This is a genomic window from Pseudomonas sp. FSL R10-0056 (genome assembly GCF_009600105.1).
Taxonomy (GTDB): domain Bacteria; phylum Pseudomonadota; class Gammaproteobacteria; order Pseudomonadales; family Pseudomonadaceae; genus Aquipseudomonas; species Aquipseudomonas bubulae.
The window spans coordinates 29,808-49,531 of sequence record NZ_WIWL01000186.1 but is presented as its reverse complement, the minus strand read 5'-3'; the positions used below and the strand labels follow the sequence as shown (position 1 = coordinate 49,531).

Genomic DNA, 19,724 nt, shown 5'->3' with positions numbered 1-19,724 from the left:
GCCAGAATCAGCGGGTGTTTGGCCTGGGCCAGAAGCTGGCCCATCTGTTCAATGGCAGCAGGCGCGGCGCCGGGGCGGGCAATGCTCACCGGTTGGCTGGCGAGCAGGGCGTCGGCATTCTCCACCAGCACGTCCAGAGGTATTTCAATATGCACCGGCCGCGGTCGGCCGGCCTGAAACAGGGCAAAGGCCCGGGCCAGTACGCCTGGTAGTTCCGTCGCCGACATCAGCGTATGGGAAAACGCCGCCACCCCGGCCACCAGCGCGCTCTGGTTCGGTAGCTCGTGCAGCTTGCCGCGCCCGCCGCCCAGTTGGCTGCGCGACTGCACACTGGAAATCACCAGCATCGGGATCGAGTCGCCATAGGCCTGGCCCATTGCGGTGGTGATATTGGTCATTCCCGGCCCGGTGATGATAAAACACACCCCCGGTTTGCCGCTGGTGCGGGCATAGCCGTCGGCCATAAAGCCAGCACCCTGCTCATGACGCGGGGTGATGTGGTTGATCGTCGAACCGGCCAGCCCTCGATACAGCTCAACGGTATGCACTCCCGGAATGCCGAACACCTGTTCGACCCCGTACGCCTCCAGCAACTTGACCAATACTTCGCCGCACGTCGCCATGTGTCCTGTTCCTTTTTTGTTCTGGAAAAGACCATTGAAACGGCCGGCTGTGGTACGCACAACGCAAACGTGCTCATACTAGCCATGTCCTGGACTCATGGCTGACCATTGATGAAACGCCTTCCACCACTTCCTGCGCTGCATACGTTTTTGATCACGGCCCAGTGCTGCAACTTCACCCGTGCCGGCGAACAGTTGCATATCACCCAAGGGGCGGTGAGCCGACAAATTGCCGGGCTGGAAGAGCATCTGGGTTACCCGCTGTTCCACCGCCAGGCCCGTGGCCTGAGCCTGACCGAGCAGGGCCAGGCGCTGTACCCGCGTATCGAACAGGTATTCGACCTGATTGGCGAGGCCGTGGAGTACGCCAGCATTCGCCGTACCCCGCTGCAGATCAAGGCACCCACCTGCATGCTGCGCTGGCTGCTACCCAAATTGCTGCATTGGCAAACATTGCGCCCGGATGTGCCGGTGGAACTGACCAGTAGTGTGCAGCACGGGGTGGATTTTCGCCGTGAGGCGTTTGATGCGGCAGTGGTGTACAGCCCGCAGCCAGGGCCCAAGCGACAGGGCAGGCACCTGTTTGACGAACAACTGACCCCGGTGTGTGCCCCGCAGCTGCTGGAGGGTCGCGATGCCATCAACCAGCTGGGCGATCTGACGCAGCACACCCTGCTACATCCCAGCCGAGACCAGCAGGACTGGACCCAGTGGCTGAATGCGGCGGGGGGCGATGTGTCGGCGATCCGCAAGAGCCAGTACTTCGACACCCTGGACCTGGCCATGACCGTTGCCGCCCAGGGCAACGGTGTTGCGATAGGCGACTGGTCATTGATTGGCGACGACCTCAAGGCAGGCCGACTGGCCATGCCTTTCGATTTCAAAGTGCGTACCGGCGCCGCCTACCTGCTGGTGTGCTCACCACGCCACGAGGCGTCTGCGCCGTTGCGCGAGTTGCTGGACTGGCTGGTGGAGCAGACGCGCTGCACGGATTAACCCTGTATCGATACAGCCCATTCTCCTGGTGCGGAAAAAATCGCTGTAACAGTTTAAAGGGGGTATTTCTTGAGTAAATGGGGTAAAAACAGTCAATAAAGCCCCATTTAATCCTTTGGATTACCCTATTTAAGGACGTTTATGCACTCGCTCACCGTCGAACATCTGACCTAACTTCGCTTTGACGGCCTGCAGCTTTCAACCCTGAGGGCGCTGGGCGAGTACAGGGGCAAGCAAAAGCTGTTTGTCGCCCAATCGGCAGAAGCGCTCGCAGATCTCAAGCAGCAGGCAGTAATTGAGTCCGCAGAATCATCCAGCCGTCTGGAGGGCGTAATCGTTTCGCCCGCCGCCTGAAATCCTTGATGATCAAAAATGCCCAGCCTAAAAGTCGCTCCGAGCAGGAAGTTGCCGGCTATCGGGATGCGCTGTCGCTGATACACGAAGCCTGCGATGCCATGCCTTTCTCGGAAGGCACGGTACGCCAGTTACATACGATTCTTTATCGATACTTGCCACAAGAGGGAGGCAGCTGGAAATCAACCAACAACGACATCATCGAGCGTCATCCTGATGGCAGTCTCAGGGTGAGATTCACACCCACTCCCGCTCATCTGACGCCGATGGCCATGAGTGATCTGCTAAGCCGCTATTACAGCGCAAATCAGCAAAAACTTGCCGATCCACTGGTTTTGGTTCCGTTGTGTGTTTTGGACTTTTTGTGTATCCACCCCTTTGCAGATGGCAACGGTCGCGTTGCACGCCTGCTGACTCTCTTGCTGCTCTATCAGTTTGATTACGTCGTAGGCCGTTTCATCAGCCTTGAGCGGATTTTTGAAGACAGCAAGGAGAGCTATTACGAAACCCTGGAGGCCAGCTCTGTTAATTGGCATTTAGGCACTCACGATGCAGGGCCTTGGCTCAATTACTTTTGGGGCGCGCTGATCAAAGCCTATAAAGAGTTTGAAGCGCGGGTTGGAACCATCGAGAAAAAGTACGGTAACAAGAGCAGCCGCGTTCGCATAGCCGTACTGAACCGTTCACTGCCTTTTTCAATCAGCGAGATTGAGCAGGCATGCCCCGGTACGAGCCGAGACACGGTGCGCCTGGTGTTACGCGCTTTGAAATCCGAAGGTTTGATTGAGTCCACCGGCAAGGGGCGAAGCGCGAAATGGCGCAATCGCCCCGTACCCTGAAACTTAATACCCCACCGTAAAGCGCTGGCGGGAATGCTTGGGCTGTTCGACCTCATCGAGCATGGCGATGGCAAAGTCGGCGAAGCTGATCCAGCTTTTGCCTTCGCTGTTGATCAGCAGGCGGTCGGTGCCCAGACGGAACTTGCCCGTGCGTTCGCCTTCGACAAATTCGGCCGAGGGTGACAGGAAGCTCCAGTCCAGGTCTTTTTCGGCGCGCAAGGTGTCGAGGTAGACGCCGCCCGCCGTGGCTTCAGGCCGGTATTCGTCGGGGAAGCCCGGGCTGTCGATGACTTTGGTGTCACCCGGCAGCAACAGTGAGCCTGCACCGCCCACAAACAGCAGGCGTTTGACCCCGGCTTTTTTTACCGGCTCGATAATGGCCGAGGCCGGCAGGGTCGAGAAATGCGCGGCGCTGAGCACCACATCATGGCCAGCAACGGCGTCCTGCAAGGCCTGGGCGTTGTTGACATCGACATCCTTGACCACCACTCCCGTACGCTCACCCAGTTTTTTCGAGGCATTGCGGGCAATGGCCGTGACGCTGTGACCACGACGCAGGGCTTCTTCCAGCAGTTGGCTGCCGGCACGACCGGTAGCCCCGATGATTGCGATTTTGCTCATGATATTCTCCAGTGAGTAGGTAGTAGCGTTCACCACTTCATTTCGCCTTTGGCCACCTTGGCACTCAGTTCCAGCGAAGATTCTTCGCCCAGGTCCGGGTAGCGTTTTTTCATGGCCGCTATCAATTCGCCCGAGTTGCGGGCCTTGAGCGCCTCTTCGTCAAACGCCTTGATGTAGTCGCGGGTGAAGTACACCGCTTTCAACGAGCGGTCGCTGTCACCCAGGTAATGGCCCGGTACCACGATTTTCGGTTGCAGGCTGTCGATACGTTTAAGGGTGGCCAGCCATTGCTTGTGCGATTGCGGTGTCTGGGTGTCGGCCATCCATACGTGCAGGTTGTCGGCCACTACCACTCCGCCCACCACCGCCTTGATGGAAGGGATCCACACAAAGGTGCGGTCCGGTTGACGTCCGCTCAGGCCGACGATATCCAGTTCACGCCCTTCAAGGTCCAGGGTGTTGCCCTTGAGCACCTGCGGCACGATCAACTGTTGCGGCATATCGGCCCCCATCTGCGGGCCCCAGAACGCCAGCTTGGCGTCTTTGGTCTGGTTGATATGCTCAACCACCGGCCCCGGGGCCACCACCTTGGCGTCAGGGAACGCCTGGGTCAGGGTCTCCAGGCCGAAGTAGTAGTCCGGGTCGCCGTGGCTGATATAGATGGTGGTCAGGTGTTTGCCGCTGGCGCGAATCTTGTCGACCACCTGGCGGGCCTGGGCCTTGCCAAACTGGGCATCGACCAGGATGGCGTCCTTGTCACCACTGATCAGCACCGAAGAAACCGGGAAAATCGCCGCTGCACCGGGGTTGTACACGTCAAGGGTCAAAGGCGCCGGGGCCGCCGCCGCATGGGCTGCAAAACCCAGCATTGCAGCGCTGAGGGCAAAACGGCGAAGGGTGGAAAATCCGTTCATGGGTGATTCCTGAATCAGTGGCCAGGGTTGGCGATGGACAGAGCTTAGTTGCCCGATCGCGAACTAAAAATGCGATGCTTGAACATAGTTTGTTTCAGATATCGGGCAGATCATGGATCGTCTTATTGCAATGCGGGTGTTTGTCACCGTCGTCGACCTCGGTAGCCAGTCTGCGGCAGCCGACCACCTGGATCTGTCGCGCCCCGTGGTGTCGCGTTACCTGGCCGAACTGGAAGAGTGGGTGGGCGCACGCCTGATGCACCGCACCACGCGCAAGCTGAGTCTGACGGCAGCGGGCAATGAAACCCTGCCGCGCTGCCGGCAGTTGCTGGAACTGGCCGACGACATGCAGGCCGCGGTGGAGGTGCCCAGTGATGCGCCGCGGGGGCTGTTGCGGATCAGCGTCAGCACCTCGTTCGGCCAGGCGCAATTGGCGGCGGCAGTCACCGACTACGTACGGCTTTACCCCCAGGTCAGCATCGACCTGCAGATGCTCGATCGTACCGTGAACCTGGTGGATGAACGCATCGACCTGGCAATTCGTACCAGCAATGACCTGGATCCGAGCCTGATTGCCCGCAAGCTGACCGTTTGTCGCTCGGTGCTGTGCGCATCCCCGGCCTATTTACGCCAACACTCGGCGCCGCAGCAGGTCGATGACCTTAGTGGGCACAACTGCCTGACCCATTCCTACTACGGCAAGAGCATGTGGCATTTCACCTGCGAGGGTGAGGAGGTGTCGGTACCGGTGCAGGGCAATATCAGCGCCAATGAAGCCAGCACCCTGTTGAGTGCCACACTGGCTGGCGCGGGAATTTCGCTGCTGCCCAGCTATCAGGCCGGGGTGTTTGTACAGCGCGGTGAGCTGGTGCGCCTGTTGCCCGAAGCAGAACCGCGCCTGATGAACATCTACGCGGTGTACGCCTCACGTAAACATATGCCGGCCACGCTGCGCAGCATGCTCGACTTCCTCGCCGAGCGCTTTACCGACGAACCGGTGTGGGATAAATATCTATAGATACGCTGTTGCAGATCAAGCCCTATTGTGGGAGCGAGCCTGCTCGCTCCCACAAGTGCAGTTTTCCCTCGCTGCAGCGGCTACAGGAATCACATGTCTAGTCCATTTGAAGGATGAAATCGGGCACGACCACTCGTACAACTGGCATGGCAAGAACCTGTGTCTGAACTAGCCTCAAAGCTGTGACGTCAAGGGAGCCAATGCCATGACTACCAAAACAAAAACAACATGTATGACTGTTTTTATCGTTTTCGCTGCCGCTGTCCTGTTTGCTAGCGCTTGCTACCGCGCCGAGCAAACCCGCCAGGCAGCCGGATTGATCGCCAGTTGCAATGGCGCGCACTGCAATGCCATGTTCAGCGCTCTGAGGTAGGATGCCCCGGAGTGTCAGGGCGGGCTGATTATGTCAGTCCGCCCGGTTCGAAAAGTACTGGGTGATGTCCCACTCAGGCGTCGGAAAAACCGCGCAAAGTACGCCGGATCTGCAAAACCCAGGCTATCAGCCACTTCGCTGATGGTCATCGGTGTATAAATCAAATGACGCTTGGCCTCCAATAACAACCGCTGGTGAATGATCTGCAACGCCGACTGTCCCGCCAGCTCGCGGCAGATGCTGTTCAAGTGCGCCACTGAAATCCCCACCTGATGTGCCAACTGCTCAACACTGGGCTGCTGGCGAAACTGCGCCTCGACCCGTTGATTGAACAGGCCCAGATACTCGTGCCCCCGTGGTAGCAACTGTCGCGCCTCACGCCGCTGGAGCACCTGGCGTGCCACCCACACCAACAGCACGCTGACCAGCGACTGCAGCAGCATTTCGCGGGCAGGGCGTACGCTGTCGTATTCGCTTTGCAGCTCACTGAACAGGTTGTTGAGGTAATCACTGTCCTTGCCTGCGGGGTAACTGGCGACCCGCTGCAACAGACTGATGTTGTCGCCCAGCTGGGCTTGCAACTGCGCCACCAACGGCGCGGCCAGGGTCAGGACAAAGCCTTCTACGTTGGGCGAAAACTCAAACCCGTGTACGCACAAAGGCGGGATAACCTGAACCGCCGATTGCTCCAGGATATGGCGCTGCCCCTCGACCTCAACCTGCGCCCGACCCTGGTGGACATAGAGCAACTGGCACAGGTCGGCGTGCCTGTGCGGGCGGATCTCCCAATCGTGGACGCGGCTGCGCAGCGATATGGTTTCGCAGTGCAGCAGATCGGGGCCGAGCCGGTCTTGCTGCTCGCCATAAAGCTTGAACACCGGGACTGAAGGAATCATTGGCGTCGTACCTGTTGTTGTATCGTCGGCCGATAATCGCACTGATTGGCGAAAAGTACCGGTAATCCCAGGGTTAACACCTTCAATTGCTGCTCTCGCAAGCGAAAAATACAGGCACTAACCTATAAGAATCTACTCACCCCTTGGGGTCGAGTCTGCGAGAGACAACAATAATGAGAACTCAAGTCGCTATTATCGGTGCCGGTCCTTCAGGGCTGCTGCTTGGCCAACTGCTGCACAACGCCGGGATTGATAACGTCATCATCGAGCGCCAGACCGGCGAATATGTCCTCGGGCGGATTCGCGCCGGGGTGCTGGAGCAGGGCATGGTCGACCTGTTGCGCCAGGCCGGTGTCAGCCAGCGCATGGACGCCGAAGGGTTGGTGCATGCGGGCTTTGAGCTGGCGCTGGATGATCGCCAGGTGCATATCGACCTCAAGGGCCTGACCGGCGGCAAGACCGTGATGGTCTATGGCCAGACCGAAGTCACCCGCGACCTGATGGACGCTCGCGAGGCCGTCGGCGCACAAACCCATTACAGCGCCAGCAACGTCCAGCCCCACGATATGAAAACCGATACACCTTATGTCACCTTCGATAAAGAGGGCGAAAGCTGGCGCCTGGACTGCGATTACATTGCGGGCTGCGATGGTTTTCACGGGGTGGCGCGCCAGTCGATTCCGAGTGATGTACTGAAAATTTTCGAACGGGTGTATCCCTTCGGCTGGCTCGGTGTATTGGCCGACACTCCACCGGTCAATGACGAACTGGTGTATGCCCGCCACGAGCGCGGTTTTGCCCTGTGCAGTCAGCGCTCGGCCAGCCGTAGCCGTTATTACCTGCAGGTTCCTGCTGGGGAGAAGGTCGAGGACTGGTCCGACCAGCGCTTCTGGGACGAGCTGAAAACCCGCCTGCCCACGGCTCTGGCCGAACGCCTGGTGACCGGGCCTTCCCTCGAGAAAAGTATCGCGCCGCTACGCAGTTTTGTCGTTGAGCCGATGCAGTACGGGCGCCTGTTTCTGCTGGGGGATGCCGCTCATATCGTGCCGCCGACCGGGGCCAAGGGTTTGAACCTGGCGGCCAGCGATGTCAGCACCCTGTTCACTATGTTGTGCAAGGTCTACACCGAGGGCCGCACCGACTTGCTGGAGCGCTATTCCGAGGTGTGCCTGCGGCGTATCTGGAAGGCCGAGCGCTTCTCGTGGTGGATGACCTCGATGTTGCACCGTTTTCCGGACAGCGACGGCTTCAGCCAGCGCATTACTGACAGCGAGCTGGCGTATTTCGTCGACTCCGAGGCAGGCCGCACCACCATTGCAGAAAATTACGTCGGGCTCCCTTACGAAGCTATCGAATAGGATCCTATCGAGTACACTGAGGGCCATCCGATACAAGCTTCGCCTACAGGTGTTCACGTGACCAGTCTGAACCAGCCTCCCCAGGCCAAACCGGCCATTCGCAGCATTTTGATTGCCCTGATGCTGGCGATTTTTCTGGGGGCGCTGGATCAGACCATCGTCGCCGTCTCCATGCCCGCCATTTCCGCCCAGTTCAAGGATGTCAGCCAGCTGGCGTGGGTGATTTCCGGCTATATGGTGGCCATGACCGTGGCGGTGCCGATCTACGGCAAGCTCGGTGACCTGTACGGGCGCCGCCGCCTGATGCTGTTCGGCATGGGCCTGTTTACCCTGGCTTCGCTGTTTTGCGGGCTGGCACAGAACATGGAGCAGTTGGTGCTGGCGCGGATCATTCAGGGCATTGGCGCCGGCGGGATGATTTCTGTCAGCCAGGCGATCATCGGCGATATCGTCCCGCCCCGTGAACGCGGCCGCTACCAGGGGTACTTCAGCAGCATGTATGCCCTGGCCAGCGTTGCCGGGCCGGTGCTGGGCGGTTATATGACCGAGTACCTGTCATGGCGCTGGGTATTCCTGATCAACCTGCCGCTGGGGCTGGCGGCCTGGTGGATCTCCCACCGTACCCTGGTCGGCCTGCCGGTGCCGCAGCGCAAACCCGTGATTGACTACCTGGGCACTATGTTGATGATCCTGGGCCTGACTTCACTGCTGCTGAGCATCACCTTTATCGGTCAGGGCCAAAGCTGGCATGACCAACAGGTCGCAGGCTTTCTGGTGGTGGCGCTGATCGCCCTGGCGCTGTTTGTCTGGCATGAACGGCGCACGCCAGAGCCGTTGCTGCCCATGCACCTGTTTGCCAACCGCCATGCGGTGCTGTGCTGGTGCACGGTATTTTTCACCAGTTTTCAGGCTATTTCGCTGATTGTGTTGATGCCGCTGCGCTATCAGAGCATCACTGGCGCCGGTGCCGACGGCGCGGCCCTGCACCTGTTGCCGCTGGCCATCGGGTTGCCGATGGGGGCTTATTTTGCCGGTCGCATGACTTCGGTAACCGGGCGCTACAAACCGATGATCTTGAGCGGGGCGGCGCTGATGCCCCTGTCCATTTTGGGCATGGCATTCAGCCCGCCCGGCGCCGAGTTGTTGAGCGGGGTGTTTATGCTGTTCAGCGGGATAGCTTCCGGCATGCAGTTCCCGACGTCGCTGGTGGGCGCGCAGAACTCGGTGCAACAGCATGATATTGGCGTGGCGACCAGCACCACCAACCTGTTTCGTGCCCTGGGCGGGGCGATGGGGGTGGCCTTGATGTCGGCCCTGCTGCTGGCATTGCTGCATGACTCGTTACCGGTACCGGTCATGGGCCAGCCGCTGATTGGCGAAGGCAGCTCGGGCAATGTACTGCTCGACAGTCTGAGCGCGGTTCAGGGGCCGGCGCTGCAAAGCCTTAGAGCAGAGCTGCTGCTGACCTTCCGTCATCTGTTGAGCATCAGTGCGGCAGTGTCATTGCTGGGGCTGGCGGCGGCGCTGGCGATGCCCGACCAGGTACTGCGCGGGCGTGAGGACAAGGCGCGCTAGGGCTGAACAAAAGCCCCGCGGCCCTCTCCCGAAAGGCCAGGGGGGTGTGGTTTATTCGGCACTTAAAAATGCCTCACGCGCCAACCCGTGGCGTTGCATTTTCTCATTCAGGGTACGTCGCGGCAGCTGCAGCTCATTGAGCACTGCCTTGATATCACCTTTATGCCGGGTCAGCGCCGCGCGCAGGCACTGCGCCTCGAAGGCTTCCTGTTGCGCCACCAGTGATTGCCCCGCGTCGGTGTCGGGCAATTGCGGCTCGCCCAAACCCAGCACATCCCGCTCGGCTACGTTGGCCAGCTCGCGCACATTGCCTGGCCAGGCATGGCTGAGCAGACGTGACAGCTGCGGGCCGCTCAGCACTTGTGCGCTGCGCCCCAGGCGTTCAGCGGCATTGCGTGAAAAGGCGTCGTACAACAAGGGAATATCCTCGCGCCGCTCACGCAGCGGCGCCAGGCGTAATTCGGCCACGGTCAGGCGATAGGCCAGGTCTTCACGAAAGCGTCCGGCGCGGGCTTCGTCGAGCAGGTCGGGTTTGGTGGCGGCAACCACCCGCAAGTTCACGTTGATGCTCTGGTTGGAGCCCAGACGCTCGAGTTTTTGCTCCTGCAGCACTCGCAGCAGTTTGGCTTGCTGGGCCAGTGGCATGCTTTCGATTTCATCCAGAAACAAGGTGCCACCATCGGCGTACTCCAGCTTGCCGATACGCTTGCCCTGGGCGCCGGTAAAGGCGCCGCTTTCATGGCCGAACAATTCGGCTTCAAACAGTTGCTCGGGGATTGCCGAGCAGTTGAGGGCCACAAAGGGCTTGTCGGCACGTGGGCCAAAATCATGCAGGCAGCGGGCGACCAGCTCCTTGCCGCTGCCGGTCTCGCCGCGAATCAACACATTGACGGGCAGAGGCGCCAGTTCCAGGACCTGACGGCGCAAGGTCTGCAAGCTGCGCGATACCCCAAGCAGGCGCCCGTCGATCTGCTCACGCAGGCCCGCCTGCTCATGCAAGCGGCGGTTTTCCAGTACCAGTTGGCGCTTTTCCAGCGCGCGGCGCAGGCTGCTGAGCAGGGCTTCGGGGCTGAAGGGCTTTTCCAGAAAGTCGTAGGCACCATCACGCATGGCTTCTACTGCCATGGGTACATCGCCATGGCCGGTCAGCAAGATCACCGGCAAATCCGCGTCCAGTTGCTGCAACCGGGTCAGCAGGGCCAGGCCGCCCATGCCCGGCATGCGCACATCGCTGACAATCACTCCGGCAAAATGCGCAGGCAACCGGTGCAGACAGTCTTCGGCGTTGTTGAAAAGCTGCACGTCAAAGCCGCTCAAGCTCAGCCACTGTTCGACGGCATTGCGAATACTGGCCTCATCATCGACCACGATCACCGAGTTGAGCATGTCTCAAGATTCCTGTGCGATGGGCAGTGTCAGCGTGAATTGCGCGCCATCAACGTGATTGCAAGCAGTCAGGCGACCACCGATTTCATGAACAATGGCGTATGACACCGCCAGGCCCAAGCCTAATCCATCGCCCACGGGTTTGGTGGTGAAGAACGGGTCGAAAATTTTACCCAAATATTCATCGGCAATTCCGCCGCCGCTGTCAGTGACGGTCAGGCGCCACAGTTGCTGGTCGGCTTCGATACGGATCTCAAGGTGTTTACGCGGTTTGTCGCCCATGGCGTCCAGGGCATTGCGCAGCAGGTTGATCAGTACCTGCTCCAGGCGAATTGCGTCGCCACGCACCCAGGCCGGACGCTGCAGATTGACGTGCAAGTCGATCTGTTCGTCCTTCAGGCGTGGCTCCAGCAGTTGCAGGGACTGATCCACCACATTAGCCAGATCCAGTTTTTCACGCAGGCCGCTGGGGCTTTGCCTGGCGTAGGTTTTCAGGTGGCCGGTGAGGGCGGCCATACGTGTGAGCATCTGCTCCAGGGGTTCCAGGGCTTTGTAGGCGTCATCGATACGACCGTGATCGAGCAACAGGCGCAAGGTCGCCAGCTGCATGCGCTGGGCGGTGAGGGGCTGGTTGATTTCATGGGCCAGCGCCGCTGACATTTGCCCCAGCGCCGCCAGTTTGGCGGATTGCACCAGGCCATCCTGGGCGGTGCGCAGATCCCGGGTACGGGCCTCGACCAGTTGTTCAAGTTCTGCCCGATTGCGCTGGCGCAAACGGGCGAGCCGCCAGCGCTGGAGTAAAAACAGCCCCAGAAATACCAGCGTCAGCCACAGGCCGATTGCCGCCAGGGCGGCATTGCGGCTGTCTTCGGCCGGTATTGCCGGGCGACGCAGCAAGTGCAGCGTCCAGCCCTCGATGTTCAGGGGTTGCGAGCCCCACAGGTAGTCAGCCTGGCCCTGCGGGCCATTGACGCGGCTCAGGTAGCTGTTGTCACCAAAACTGTGCAAGGTCTGCGAGGTCATCAGCGTTAGCGGTTGCTTGTCGTATTGTCGCGTCACGCTGATGGCGCTGCGGTCGCGGTCGTTCAGCTCGCGCAGGTGGCGATAGCGCCAGCCGGGCTGATTGGCAATAAATACAATGCCCCGGTTGTCACTGACCAGCAGCGTGTCGCTGCCGTGGCTCCACTCGCGCTCCAGTTCCGGAAACTCCAGTTTGACCACCATGGCGCCCAGAAACCGGCCGTCGGCACCCTGTACCGCGCTGGACATAAAGTAACCCGGTATGCCGCTGGTTACGCCCACGGCATAAAAGCTGCCGGTACCCTGGCTGCGTGTCTGGCTGAAATACGGGCGGAACGCGTAGTTGTGACCGACGTAACTATTGGACGTGTTCCAGTTGCTGGCGGCTACTGCCAGGCCGGTGCTGTCGAGCAACTCCAGTGTCGAAGATTGTGCTGCACCGTTGATACGTTCCAGCTTGCGGTTGAGCAGCGCCTGCACCTGCGGCGTCATGGGGTGCGCCAGTGCGTCCGACAACTCCGGGTCCAGTGCCAGTACGGCTGGCAGGGCGCGATAGCGTTCGATCACCGTGTACAGCGAATTGGCATACAGGCTCAATTGTTCAGGCCCGCGCCTGGCGCTCTCTTCCAGTGCGTGCTGTTTGGCCTGACGCATCGCCCAGCCGCCAGCCAGAATGGCTCCGGCCAGGATCAACAGGCAATACAGCGCCAGACGCAGGGCGCGAGACGTCACAGGCATGGTGGCAAACCGTTCGAACAGGGGCGCGCACGATAGCATGGCGGGCGTATCCCGCGGCCACAGGGCAACTGGGTCAGGCTTTTATCGCCACCACGCTGAGCAGTTGCCCGTCCAGCAGGCAAAACTGCGCATCCAGCTCACTGCCATGTTGCCACTCAGGTGACAAGTCGGTGAGCAGGCGCAGGCGTACATGCCCTTGGGGGGTCCAGTTCAACACTTCGGCGTGTTCAAAGTAGAAGCGTTTTTGCACCAGCGGGTATAGCGCCTTGAACAGGCTTTCCTTGACCGAAAACGTCAAGGTGACCAGCAGCGCAATCTGATCTGCAGGCCCGGCGGCCATACGCACAAGCTCATCGGGAGTAAGGATTTCCTTGGCCAGGCGCCTGGCGCGTTCGAGACTGAGCAGGGTTTCCAGGTCGATGCCCAGGGCCTGCCAGTCACGTTTAAAGGCTACCAGTGCCCCGGCGCGGCCGTTACTGTGGGTGATGGCGCCGCAGATATGGTCTGGCCACACGGGCGCGCGGTCTTCACCCAGGCCGGGAGCCACGCAAGTGCCATCCAGTTGCCGCAGCGCTGCGCGGGCGCACAGGCGCCCGGCCAGAAATTCGGCTTGGCGTTTGGCCACTGAGCGTTGAATACTCGCAGGCATATCGATTGCACTGCGGGCAAAGTCGTCGTCTTCAAGCTGTGCCGGGATAAAGTCTGTGCTCAGCCACACACTGGCGGGCAGGACCTCTGGCAAGGGCCAGTCGTCACGCAATGGCGTGCAGCAGGCAGGCAGGGCGGGGAGTCGGTTCATGCCGGGCATTGTGCCGGGGCTTGGCCCGGCTGTGCAATTGTTCAGAGTATGTTCAGGGCACACAACTTACTGTGTGGCTAGGCTGTATGGGACACACGTCCTTCGAGACGCGGATTGGCTTGGGAGAGCGCGATGAAATTGCTGGTGGTTGAAGATGAGGCGTTGCTGCGCCATCACTTGCAAACCCGTCTGACAGAAAGTGGCCATGTGGTCGAAGCGGTGGCCAATGCCGAAGAGGCGCTGTACCAGACCGAACAGTTCAATCATGACCTGGCGATGATTGACCTGGGTTTGCCGGGGCTCGGTGGCCTGGAACTGATTCGCCAGTTGCGTGCCCGGGGCAAGACGTTTCCGATCCTGATTCTCACCGCCCGTGGCAATTGGCAGGACAAGGTCGAAGGGCTGGCAGCGGGCGCTGACGACTATGTGGTCAAGCCCTTTCAGTTCGAAGAGCTGGATGCGCGGCTCAATGCCTTGCTGCGCCGCTCCAGTGGCTTTACCCAGCCGACGATAGTGGCGGGGGCGCTGGTGCTGGACATCAACCGCAAGCAGGCGGTGCTCGACGGCGAGCCGCTGGCGCTGACCGCTTATGAATACCGGATTCTTGAATACCTTATGCGCCATCACCAGCAAGTGGTGGCCAAGGACCGACTGATGGAACAGCTGTACCCGGATGACGAGGAGCGTGATCCGAATGTGATCGAGGTGCTGGTCGGGCGCCTGCGACGCAAGCTGGAGGGGGCAAACGGCTTTAAGCCAATCGATACGGTGCGCGGCCTGGGGTACTTGTTTACTGAGCGCTGCCGATGATTCGTTCGCTTCGCGTTCGATTGATGCTGGCGGCAACCCTGTTGGCCGTGTTGTTTATGCTGGCGCTGTTGCCGGCGATGCAGGGAGCGTTCAGTCTGGCGCTCAAGGACGCCATAGAGCAGCGCCTGGCGTCAGATGTCACCACGCTGATTTCAGCGGCAAAGATGGAAAAGAACCGCCTCAAGATGCCGGCGTTGCTGCCCGATGAGCAGTTCGATCTGCCGGACAGTCGCCTGCTGGGTTATATCTATGACCGCGACGGGCACCTGGTGTGGCGCTCGCGGGCCACTCAGGAAGAAACCATCAATTACCGGCCGCGCTATGACGGGCGCGGCAACGAGTTTGCAAGTATTCGCGAAGATAACGGCGAAGAGTTTTTTGTCTACGACGTAGAGGTCAAGTTGCTCGGTGGCAAAAGTGCTGCCTTCAGCTTTGTCGCCCTGCAACCGATGCGCGAATACAACCGCACACTGGAAGGCCTGCGGGAAAATCTTTATCTGGGGTTCGGCGCAGCTTTGATTGTGCTGCTGGCATTGCTATGGATTGGTCTGACGTGGGGGTTACGTGCCTTGCGACGTTTGAGTCAGGAACTGGATGAAATCGAAACCGGCGAGCGCGACAGCCTCAGCGAGCAGCACCCGCGTGAGCTGCTGCGCCTGACCGGCTCGTTGAACCGCTTGCTGCAAAGCGAGCGCGAACAGCGCTCACGTTATCGCGATTCTCTTGATGACCTGGCCCACAGCCTGAAAACCCCGCTGGCGGTATTGCAGGGCGTGAGCGAAAGCATGGCCCAGCGCCCGGCTGACCGTGAACAGGCCTGGGTCCTGCAAAGCCAGATCGAGCGCATGAACCAGCAAATCGGCTATCAGTTGCAGCGTGCCAGCTTGCGCAAGAGTGGTCTGGTACGTCACCAGGTCGAGCTGCTGCCGGTGGTACAGAGCTTGTGCAATACGCTGGACAAGGTCTATCGCGACAAGGGGGTCAAGGTCAGCTACGACATCCCTGAGCTGAGCCATGTGCCGATCGAGCAGAATGCCTTGTTGGAATTACTGGGCAACTTGCTGGAAAACGCCTACAGGCTGTGCTTGAGCCAGGTACGTATCAGCCTGCACCGTAACGTTCACGGCATTGAGGTCTGCGTCGAAGATGACGGTCCTGGAGTGCCGCCGGATCAGCGTGCGCGCATCCTGCAGCGCGGCGAACGGCTTGACCGCCAGCATCCGGGGCAGGGCATTGGCCTGGCGGTGGTCAAGGACATCATTGAAAGCTATGACGCCACCTTGACCCTGGAAGATTCCTCGTTGGGCGGCGCGGCGTTCAGGATTTATTTCCCGGCGGGGTAATCGACGAACCCTGGCAGCTGCTACGGGAGTACGTGGGGTTCAGGCGGATATCCGCCACCTTCTGCGTTTCAACACGCCCAATGGGCGGAATCCCGCCAAACCCTGACCTGCAAAATATATAAGAATTTTCCTTCAAACTCAGGCGCCATGGGCTATTGCGCGGCATTTGCGCAATGTGGCCCACGGCTTGCAATAAGTGCGAGAGGGCTGCCGTAAGAGCAGCCCCAAAAACAAATCCCTCCAAGTACAGGAGGGTTCGCGCTTTAGGTGTCACCAGTCTCAGACGGAATGATGATTGAGTGATGCACTTGAGGAACTTTGCAATGACGACTCGTCAGCCACTGTACAAATCCCTGTATGTGCAAGTAATCGTAGCGATCGCTATCGGTATCTTGTTGGGCCATTACTACCCGGAAACCGGTGTTGCCCTCAAGCCGTTGGGTGATGGCTTTATCAAACTGATCAAGATGGTCATCGCGCCCATTATTTTCTGTACGGTGGTGAGCGGTATTGCCGGCATGCAGAGCATGAAATCGGTCGGCAAAACCGGCGGCTATGCCTTGCTCTACTTCGAAGTCGTGTCGACTATCGCGCTGCTGATCGGCCTGGTTGTGGTTAACGTGGTTCAGCCTGGCGCAGGCATGCATATTGACGTGTCGACCCTGGATGCCAGCAAAATTGCCGGTTACGTGTCGGCAGGTGCAGACCAGAGCATCGTAGGCTTTATCCTCAACGTGATCCCGTCGACCATTGTTGGCGCCTTCGCCAATGGCGATATCCTGCAAGTGCTGATGTTCTCGGTGATTTTCGGTTTCGCCCTGCATCGCCTGGGTGCCTACGGCAAGCCGGTACTGGACTTTATCGATCGCTTCGCTCACGTGATGTTCAATATCATCAACATGATCATGAAGCTGGCACCCCTCGGTGCGCTGGGCGCGATGGCCTTCACCATCGGCGCTTACGGCGTAGGCTCGCTGGTTCAGCTGGGTCAGTTGATGATCTGCTTCTACATCACTTGCGTGCTGTTCGTGCTGATCGTGCTGGGCGGGATTGCCCGCGCTCACGGTTTCAGCGTTTTGAAGCTGATCCGCTACATCCGTGAAGAGCTGCTGATCGTACTGGGTACGTCCTCGTCGGAATCGGCCCTGCCACGCATGCTGGTGAAAATGGAGCGCCTGGGCGCGAAGAAATCGGTAGTGGGTCTGGTGATCCCGACCGGTTACTCGTTCAACCTCGACGGTACTTCGATCTACCTGACCATGGCGGCCGTGTTTATCGCCCAGGCGACTGACACCCATATGGATATCACCCATCAGATCACTCTGTTGCTGGTGCTGTTGCTGTCGTCCAAAGGTGCTGCTGGCGTCACCGGTAGTGGTTTTATCGTACTGGCGGCAACCCTGTCGGCTGTAGGGCACTTGCCGGTAGCCGGTCTGGCGCTGATCCTGGGTATCGACCGCTTCATGTCCGAAGCCCGCGCCCTGACCAACCTGATCGGTAACGCGGTAGCAACCCTGGTGGTGGCCAAGTGGGTCAAGGAACTGGACACCGACACCCTGCAAACCGAGCTGAACTCTGGCGGCCGTCCGCTGGAGGATACCCGTCCGCAAGATGATCTGGGTGTGGCTGAAGGCCCGGCCCCGGTGTTGCTCAAGTAAGTTTGAGTGCATAAAAAAACCCGTCTTCGGACGGGTTTTTTTATGCCTGCTCATTCGACCCGGGTCAGGCCGCTGAACACCAGGGGGTTACGGCAGCGTCGACACAGGTAGCCGCGGCCTTGTTTGACCAAAGCGTGACGCTGGGCCGAGAACGGGAAGTCGCTGTCAGGGCAGGGGCAACGGTAGATATAGCGGGTGGCGCTGCGACGCTTGATGGCGTAGGTATGACAGCGATTGGGCGGCAGTTCGTACACCCCGCGCATGATCAGTTGCCATTCTTCGCCGTGGGGCGAGATGCGCTCGCCAAACAGTTGATGGGCAACCAGGTGCGCCACTTCATGGGGGACGGTCTGCTTGAGGAAGTCTTCGCTGTTTTCACGGTACAGCTGCGGGTTGAAGCGCAGCAGGTTTTCATGCAAATGGGCGACCCCGGCTTTTTGCCCGCGCAGTTTGAAACTGACGACGGGGCGTTTGAAGGGGCGTTTGAAAAACACTTCGGCCTGTTGGAAACAGTCTTCGACGCGGGTATTGAGCAGCTCGGGCATGCGGTTCGGTTCTCCAGAGCCGGCGATTATGCCGCAAGCGCTGGGGTTGCGAACCTGTTGGCGCCCAATGGTCTTCATGAGCCCGTGGAAGCGAGCCTGATCGCGAACAGCAATCACGAGCAGGTTCGCTTCCACGGGTTGTGGCCTAGTTGGTGTAGATCGGCCCGACGCCCAGGCCCCAGACGATCACGGTGAAGGCCATGATCGCCACCAGCACCACCAGGCCCACCGCCAGCACCGAGCTGGAAAACAGGAAGCCTTCGTCCGGGTCGATGCTCATAAAGGTAGGCAGGCCCACGTACAGCAGGTACACCGTGTAGCAAATGGCAGCGGTGCCCACCATCATGCCCAGCCACATATGCGGATACAGCGCCGCCAGCCCGCCGATAAACAACGGTGTGGCCGTGTAGGTGGCAAAGGCCACGCATCGCGGCAGGCTGGGTTGTGCATCGTAGGTACGGGCCATCCAGTGAATGAATGCGCCCATCACGGCCACGCCTACCAGCATGGCGGCGTAGGACAGCAGGGTCATCCACAGGGCGCTGTCCAGAGTCAGCATCACCGGCGCGCGGTTACCGATTACCCAGCCCACCTGGGTAGTGCCAATAAATGCAGAAATGGCCGGAATCGCTGCCAGAATTAACGTGTGCGTGAAATACATATGGCCGATGCTTTCTTCGGCATCACCACGGATTTCGCGCCACTCTTTATCGGGGTGGGTGAAAAGGCCCACAACGTGATGGATCATGGCTGTCGCTCCTGTATAAGACGCATCGCCCCCAGTGGGACGCGTGCCGGTCGCGCAGCCAGAACGTATTGAGAAGCAGACAGGCGTGCGGCCTTGATGACAAGTATAGGAAACCTGCCGCCCCATAACCTCGGCTCCTTAGAGCTTATTGTGCTGTCAGAGGCGGTCTTATCGCATTGGCGTCTTTAGGCAGGCAAGGGGTTCGTTGACCGGGTATTTTTCGGTAAAATCCCCGGCTTTTGGTCTTAACTCGCGGAATTGAAGCGCTATGGGCACTCACTCGGTCTCTCAAATCAAACTCCAGAAACGCCTGCGTCGATTGACCGGTGAGGCAATTGCCGATTTCAACATGATCGAGCATGGCGACAAGGTGATGGTCTGCCTGTCGGGCGGCAAGGACAGCTACACCCTGCTTGATGTGTTGCTGCACCTGCAGAAAGTCGCGCCGATCCAGTTCGAGATCGTGGCCGTGAACATGGACCAGAAGCAGCCGGGTTTCCCCGAGGACGTGCTGCCGGCTTATCTAAAGTCGCTGGGTGTGGAATACCACATTGTTGAAAAAGACACTTATTCGGTGGTCAAGGAGCTGATCCCCGAAGGCAAGACCACCTGCTCGCTGTGTTCGCGCCTGCGTCGCGGCACCCTGTACACCTTTGCCGATGAAATCGGTGCGACCAAGATGGCACTTGGGCATCATCGCGATGATATCGTCGAAACCTTCTTCCTCAACATGTTCTTCAATGGCAGCCTCAAGGCGATGCCGCCCAAGCTGCGCTCCGATGACGGGCGCAATGTGGTGATTCGTCCGCTGGCGTACTGCAACGAGAAGGATATCCAGGCCTATTCCGACTGGCAGCAGTTCCCGATCATCCCGTGCAACCTCTGTGGCTCCCAGGAGAACCTGCAGCGCCAGGTGGTCAAGGACATGCTCCAAGAGTGGGACCGCAAGACGCCGGGCCGCACCGAGAGTATCTTTCGCAGCCTGCAGAACGTGATCCCGTCGCAGTTGGCGGACCGTAACCTGTTTGATTTCGCGAGCCTGAAGATCGACGAAAGCGCAACGCCGCGTTTCGTCAACCTGCTCAATCTGTAAATTGCCGAGAGGAGAGG

17 protein-coding genes and 1 pseudogene are annotated in these 19,724 nt (G+C 59.6%); 9 read left to right on the top strand and 9 right to left on the bottom strand.

Annotation, left to right across the window (positions count from 1 at the left end):
• On the bottom strand, positions 1-623 hold a 623-nt coding region (locus GHO42_RS15310; RefSeq protein ID WP_256671111.1), incomplete at its 3' end, for a thiamine pyrophosphate-binding protein.
• A 111-nt stretch (positions 624-734) separates the two neighbouring features.
• Between GHO42_RS15310 and GHO42_RS15305 the strand changes: the two genes are divergently transcribed.
• Positions 735-1,619 (top strand): LysR substrate-binding domain-containing protein, encoded by an 885-nt coding sequence (locus GHO42_RS15305; RefSeq protein ID WP_153327336.1) that lies wholly within the window; start codon positions 735-737, stop codon positions 1,617-1,619.
• A 189-nt stretch (positions 1,620-1,808) separates the two neighbouring features.
• Positions 1,809-2,812 (top strand): annotated as a pseudogene (locus tag GHO42_RS15300) (Fic family protein).
• A gap of 3 nt (positions 2,813-2,815) precedes the next feature.
• On the opposite strand, the gene GHO42_RS15295 reads toward GHO42_RS15300, so the two are convergent.
• The gene (locus tag GHO42_RS15295; protein WP_153327338.1) at positions 2,816-3,433 is read right to left on the bottom strand and encodes an NAD(P)-dependent oxidoreductase; all 618 of its coding nucleotides are present in this window, start codon (positions 3,431-3,433) and stop codon (positions 2,816-2,818) included.
• A 29-nt stretch (positions 3,434-3,462) separates the two neighbouring features.
• Positions 3,463-4,347 (bottom strand): MBL fold metallo-hydrolase, encoded by an 885-nt coding sequence (locus GHO42_RS15290; RefSeq protein ID WP_153327340.1) that lies wholly within the window; start codon positions 4,345-4,347, stop codon positions 3,463-3,465.
• Between the two features lie 112 nt (positions 4,348-4,459).
• On the opposite strand from GHO42_RS15290, the gene GHO42_RS15285 reads away from it, so the two are divergent.
• Positions 4,460-5,365 (top strand): LysR family transcriptional regulator, encoded by a 906-nt coding sequence (locus GHO42_RS15285; protein ID WP_095024300.1) that lies wholly within the window; start codon positions 4,460-4,462, stop codon positions 5,363-5,365.
• 387 nt (positions 5,366-5,752) lie between these two features.
• Here the strand turns inward: GHO42_RS15285 and GHO42_RS15280 are convergent, their stop codons facing one another.
• Positions 5,753-6,634, bottom strand: a complete 882-nt coding sequence (locus GHO42_RS15280; protein ID WP_095019411.1) for a helix-turn-helix domain-containing protein — start codon at positions 6,632-6,634, stop codon at positions 5,753-5,755.
• Positions 6,635-6,807: 173 nt separating this feature from the next.
• On the opposite strand from GHO42_RS15280, the gene pobA reads away from it, so the two are divergent.
• Both pobA and GHO42_RS15270 read left to right on the top strand, forming a co-directional pair.
• A complete protein-coding gene (pobA, locus tag GHO42_RS15275) occupies positions 6,808-7,992 on the top strand; it encodes a 4-hydroxybenzoate 3-monooxygenase (protein WP_095025570.1) in 1,185 nt (394 codons plus the stop codon).
• Between the two features lie 57 nt (positions 7,993-8,049).
• Entirely contained in the window at positions 8,050-9,567 is a 1,518-nt protein-coding gene (locus tag GHO42_RS15270) for an MDR family MFS transporter (protein WP_178126960.1), read from the top strand.
• Between the two features lie 51 nt (positions 9,568-9,618).
• Here the strand turns inward: GHO42_RS15270 and GHO42_RS15265 are convergent, their stop codons facing one another.
• From GHO42_RS15265 to GHO42_RS15255, 3 genes are all read right to left on the bottom strand, one after another.
• On the bottom strand, positions 9,619-10,953 hold the full coding sequence (locus GHO42_RS15265; protein WP_095024302.1) for a sigma-54 dependent transcriptional regulator: 1,335 nt from the start codon (positions 10,951-10,953) through the stop codon (positions 9,619-9,621).
• Positions 10,954-10,956: 3 nt separating this feature from the next.
• Positions 10,957-12,711: an ATP-binding protein gene (locus GHO42_RS15260; protein ID WP_095024318.1), complete on the bottom strand. Its 1,755-nt coding sequence runs from the start codon at positions 12,709-12,711 to the stop codon at positions 10,957-10,959.
• A 73-nt stretch (positions 12,712-12,784) separates the two neighbouring features.
• Positions 12,785-13,510: a 4'-phosphopantetheinyl transferase gene (locus GHO42_RS15255; RefSeq protein WP_153327342.1), complete on the bottom strand. Its 726-nt coding sequence runs from the start codon at positions 13,508-13,510 to the stop codon at positions 12,785-12,787.
• A 132-nt stretch (positions 13,511-13,642) separates the two neighbouring features.
• Here GHO42_RS15255 and GHO42_RS15250 point away from each other — a divergent pair, with 132 nt between their 5' ends.
• The 3 genes from GHO42_RS15250 to GHO42_RS15240 all read left to right on the top strand — a co-directional run bounded on the left by GHO42_RS15250 (position 13,643) and on the right by GHO42_RS15240 (position 17,321).
• Positions 13,643-14,320 (top strand): response regulator, encoded by a 678-nt coding sequence (locus GHO42_RS15250; RefSeq protein ID WP_016779832.1) that lies wholly within the window; start codon positions 13,643-13,645, stop codon positions 14,318-14,320.
• Positions 14,317-15,663, top strand: coding sequence for an ATP-binding protein (locus GHO42_RS15245; RefSeq protein ID WP_095019415.1), 1,347 nt, complete (start codon positions 14,317-14,319; stop codon positions 15,661-15,663). Before GHO42_RS15250 ends, GHO42_RS15245 begins: the two co-directional genes overlap by 4 nt.
• A 323-nt stretch (positions 15,664-15,986) precedes the next feature.
• Positions 15,987-17,321, top strand: coding sequence for a dicarboxylate/amino acid:cation symporter (locus GHO42_RS15240; RefSeq protein WP_095003057.1), 1,335 nt, complete (start codon positions 15,987-15,989; stop codon positions 17,319-17,321).
• A 50-nt stretch (positions 17,322-17,371) separates the two neighbouring features.
• Here GHO42_RS15240 and GHO42_RS15235 read toward each other — a convergent pair whose 3' ends face one another.
• Positions 17,372-17,866, bottom strand: a complete 495-nt coding sequence (locus GHO42_RS15235; protein ID WP_095019416.1) for a SprT family zinc-dependent metalloprotease — start codon at positions 17,864-17,866, stop codon at positions 17,372-17,374.
• Positions 17,867-18,011: 145 nt separating this feature from the next.
• Positions 18,012-18,614, bottom strand: a complete 603-nt coding sequence (locus tag GHO42_RS15230) for a Yip1 family protein (protein WP_095003059.1) — start codon at positions 18,612-18,614, stop codon at positions 18,012-18,014.
• Between the two features lie 268 nt (positions 18,615-18,882).
• Here GHO42_RS15230 and ttcA point away from each other — a divergent pair, with 268 nt between their 5' ends.
• Positions 18,883-19,707, top strand: coding sequence for a tRNA 2-thiocytidine(32) synthetase TtcA (ttcA, locus tag GHO42_RS15225; RefSeq protein ID WP_095003060.1), 825 nt, complete (start codon positions 18,883-18,885; stop codon positions 19,705-19,707).
• Positions 19,708-19,724 lie beyond the last annotated feature (17 nt).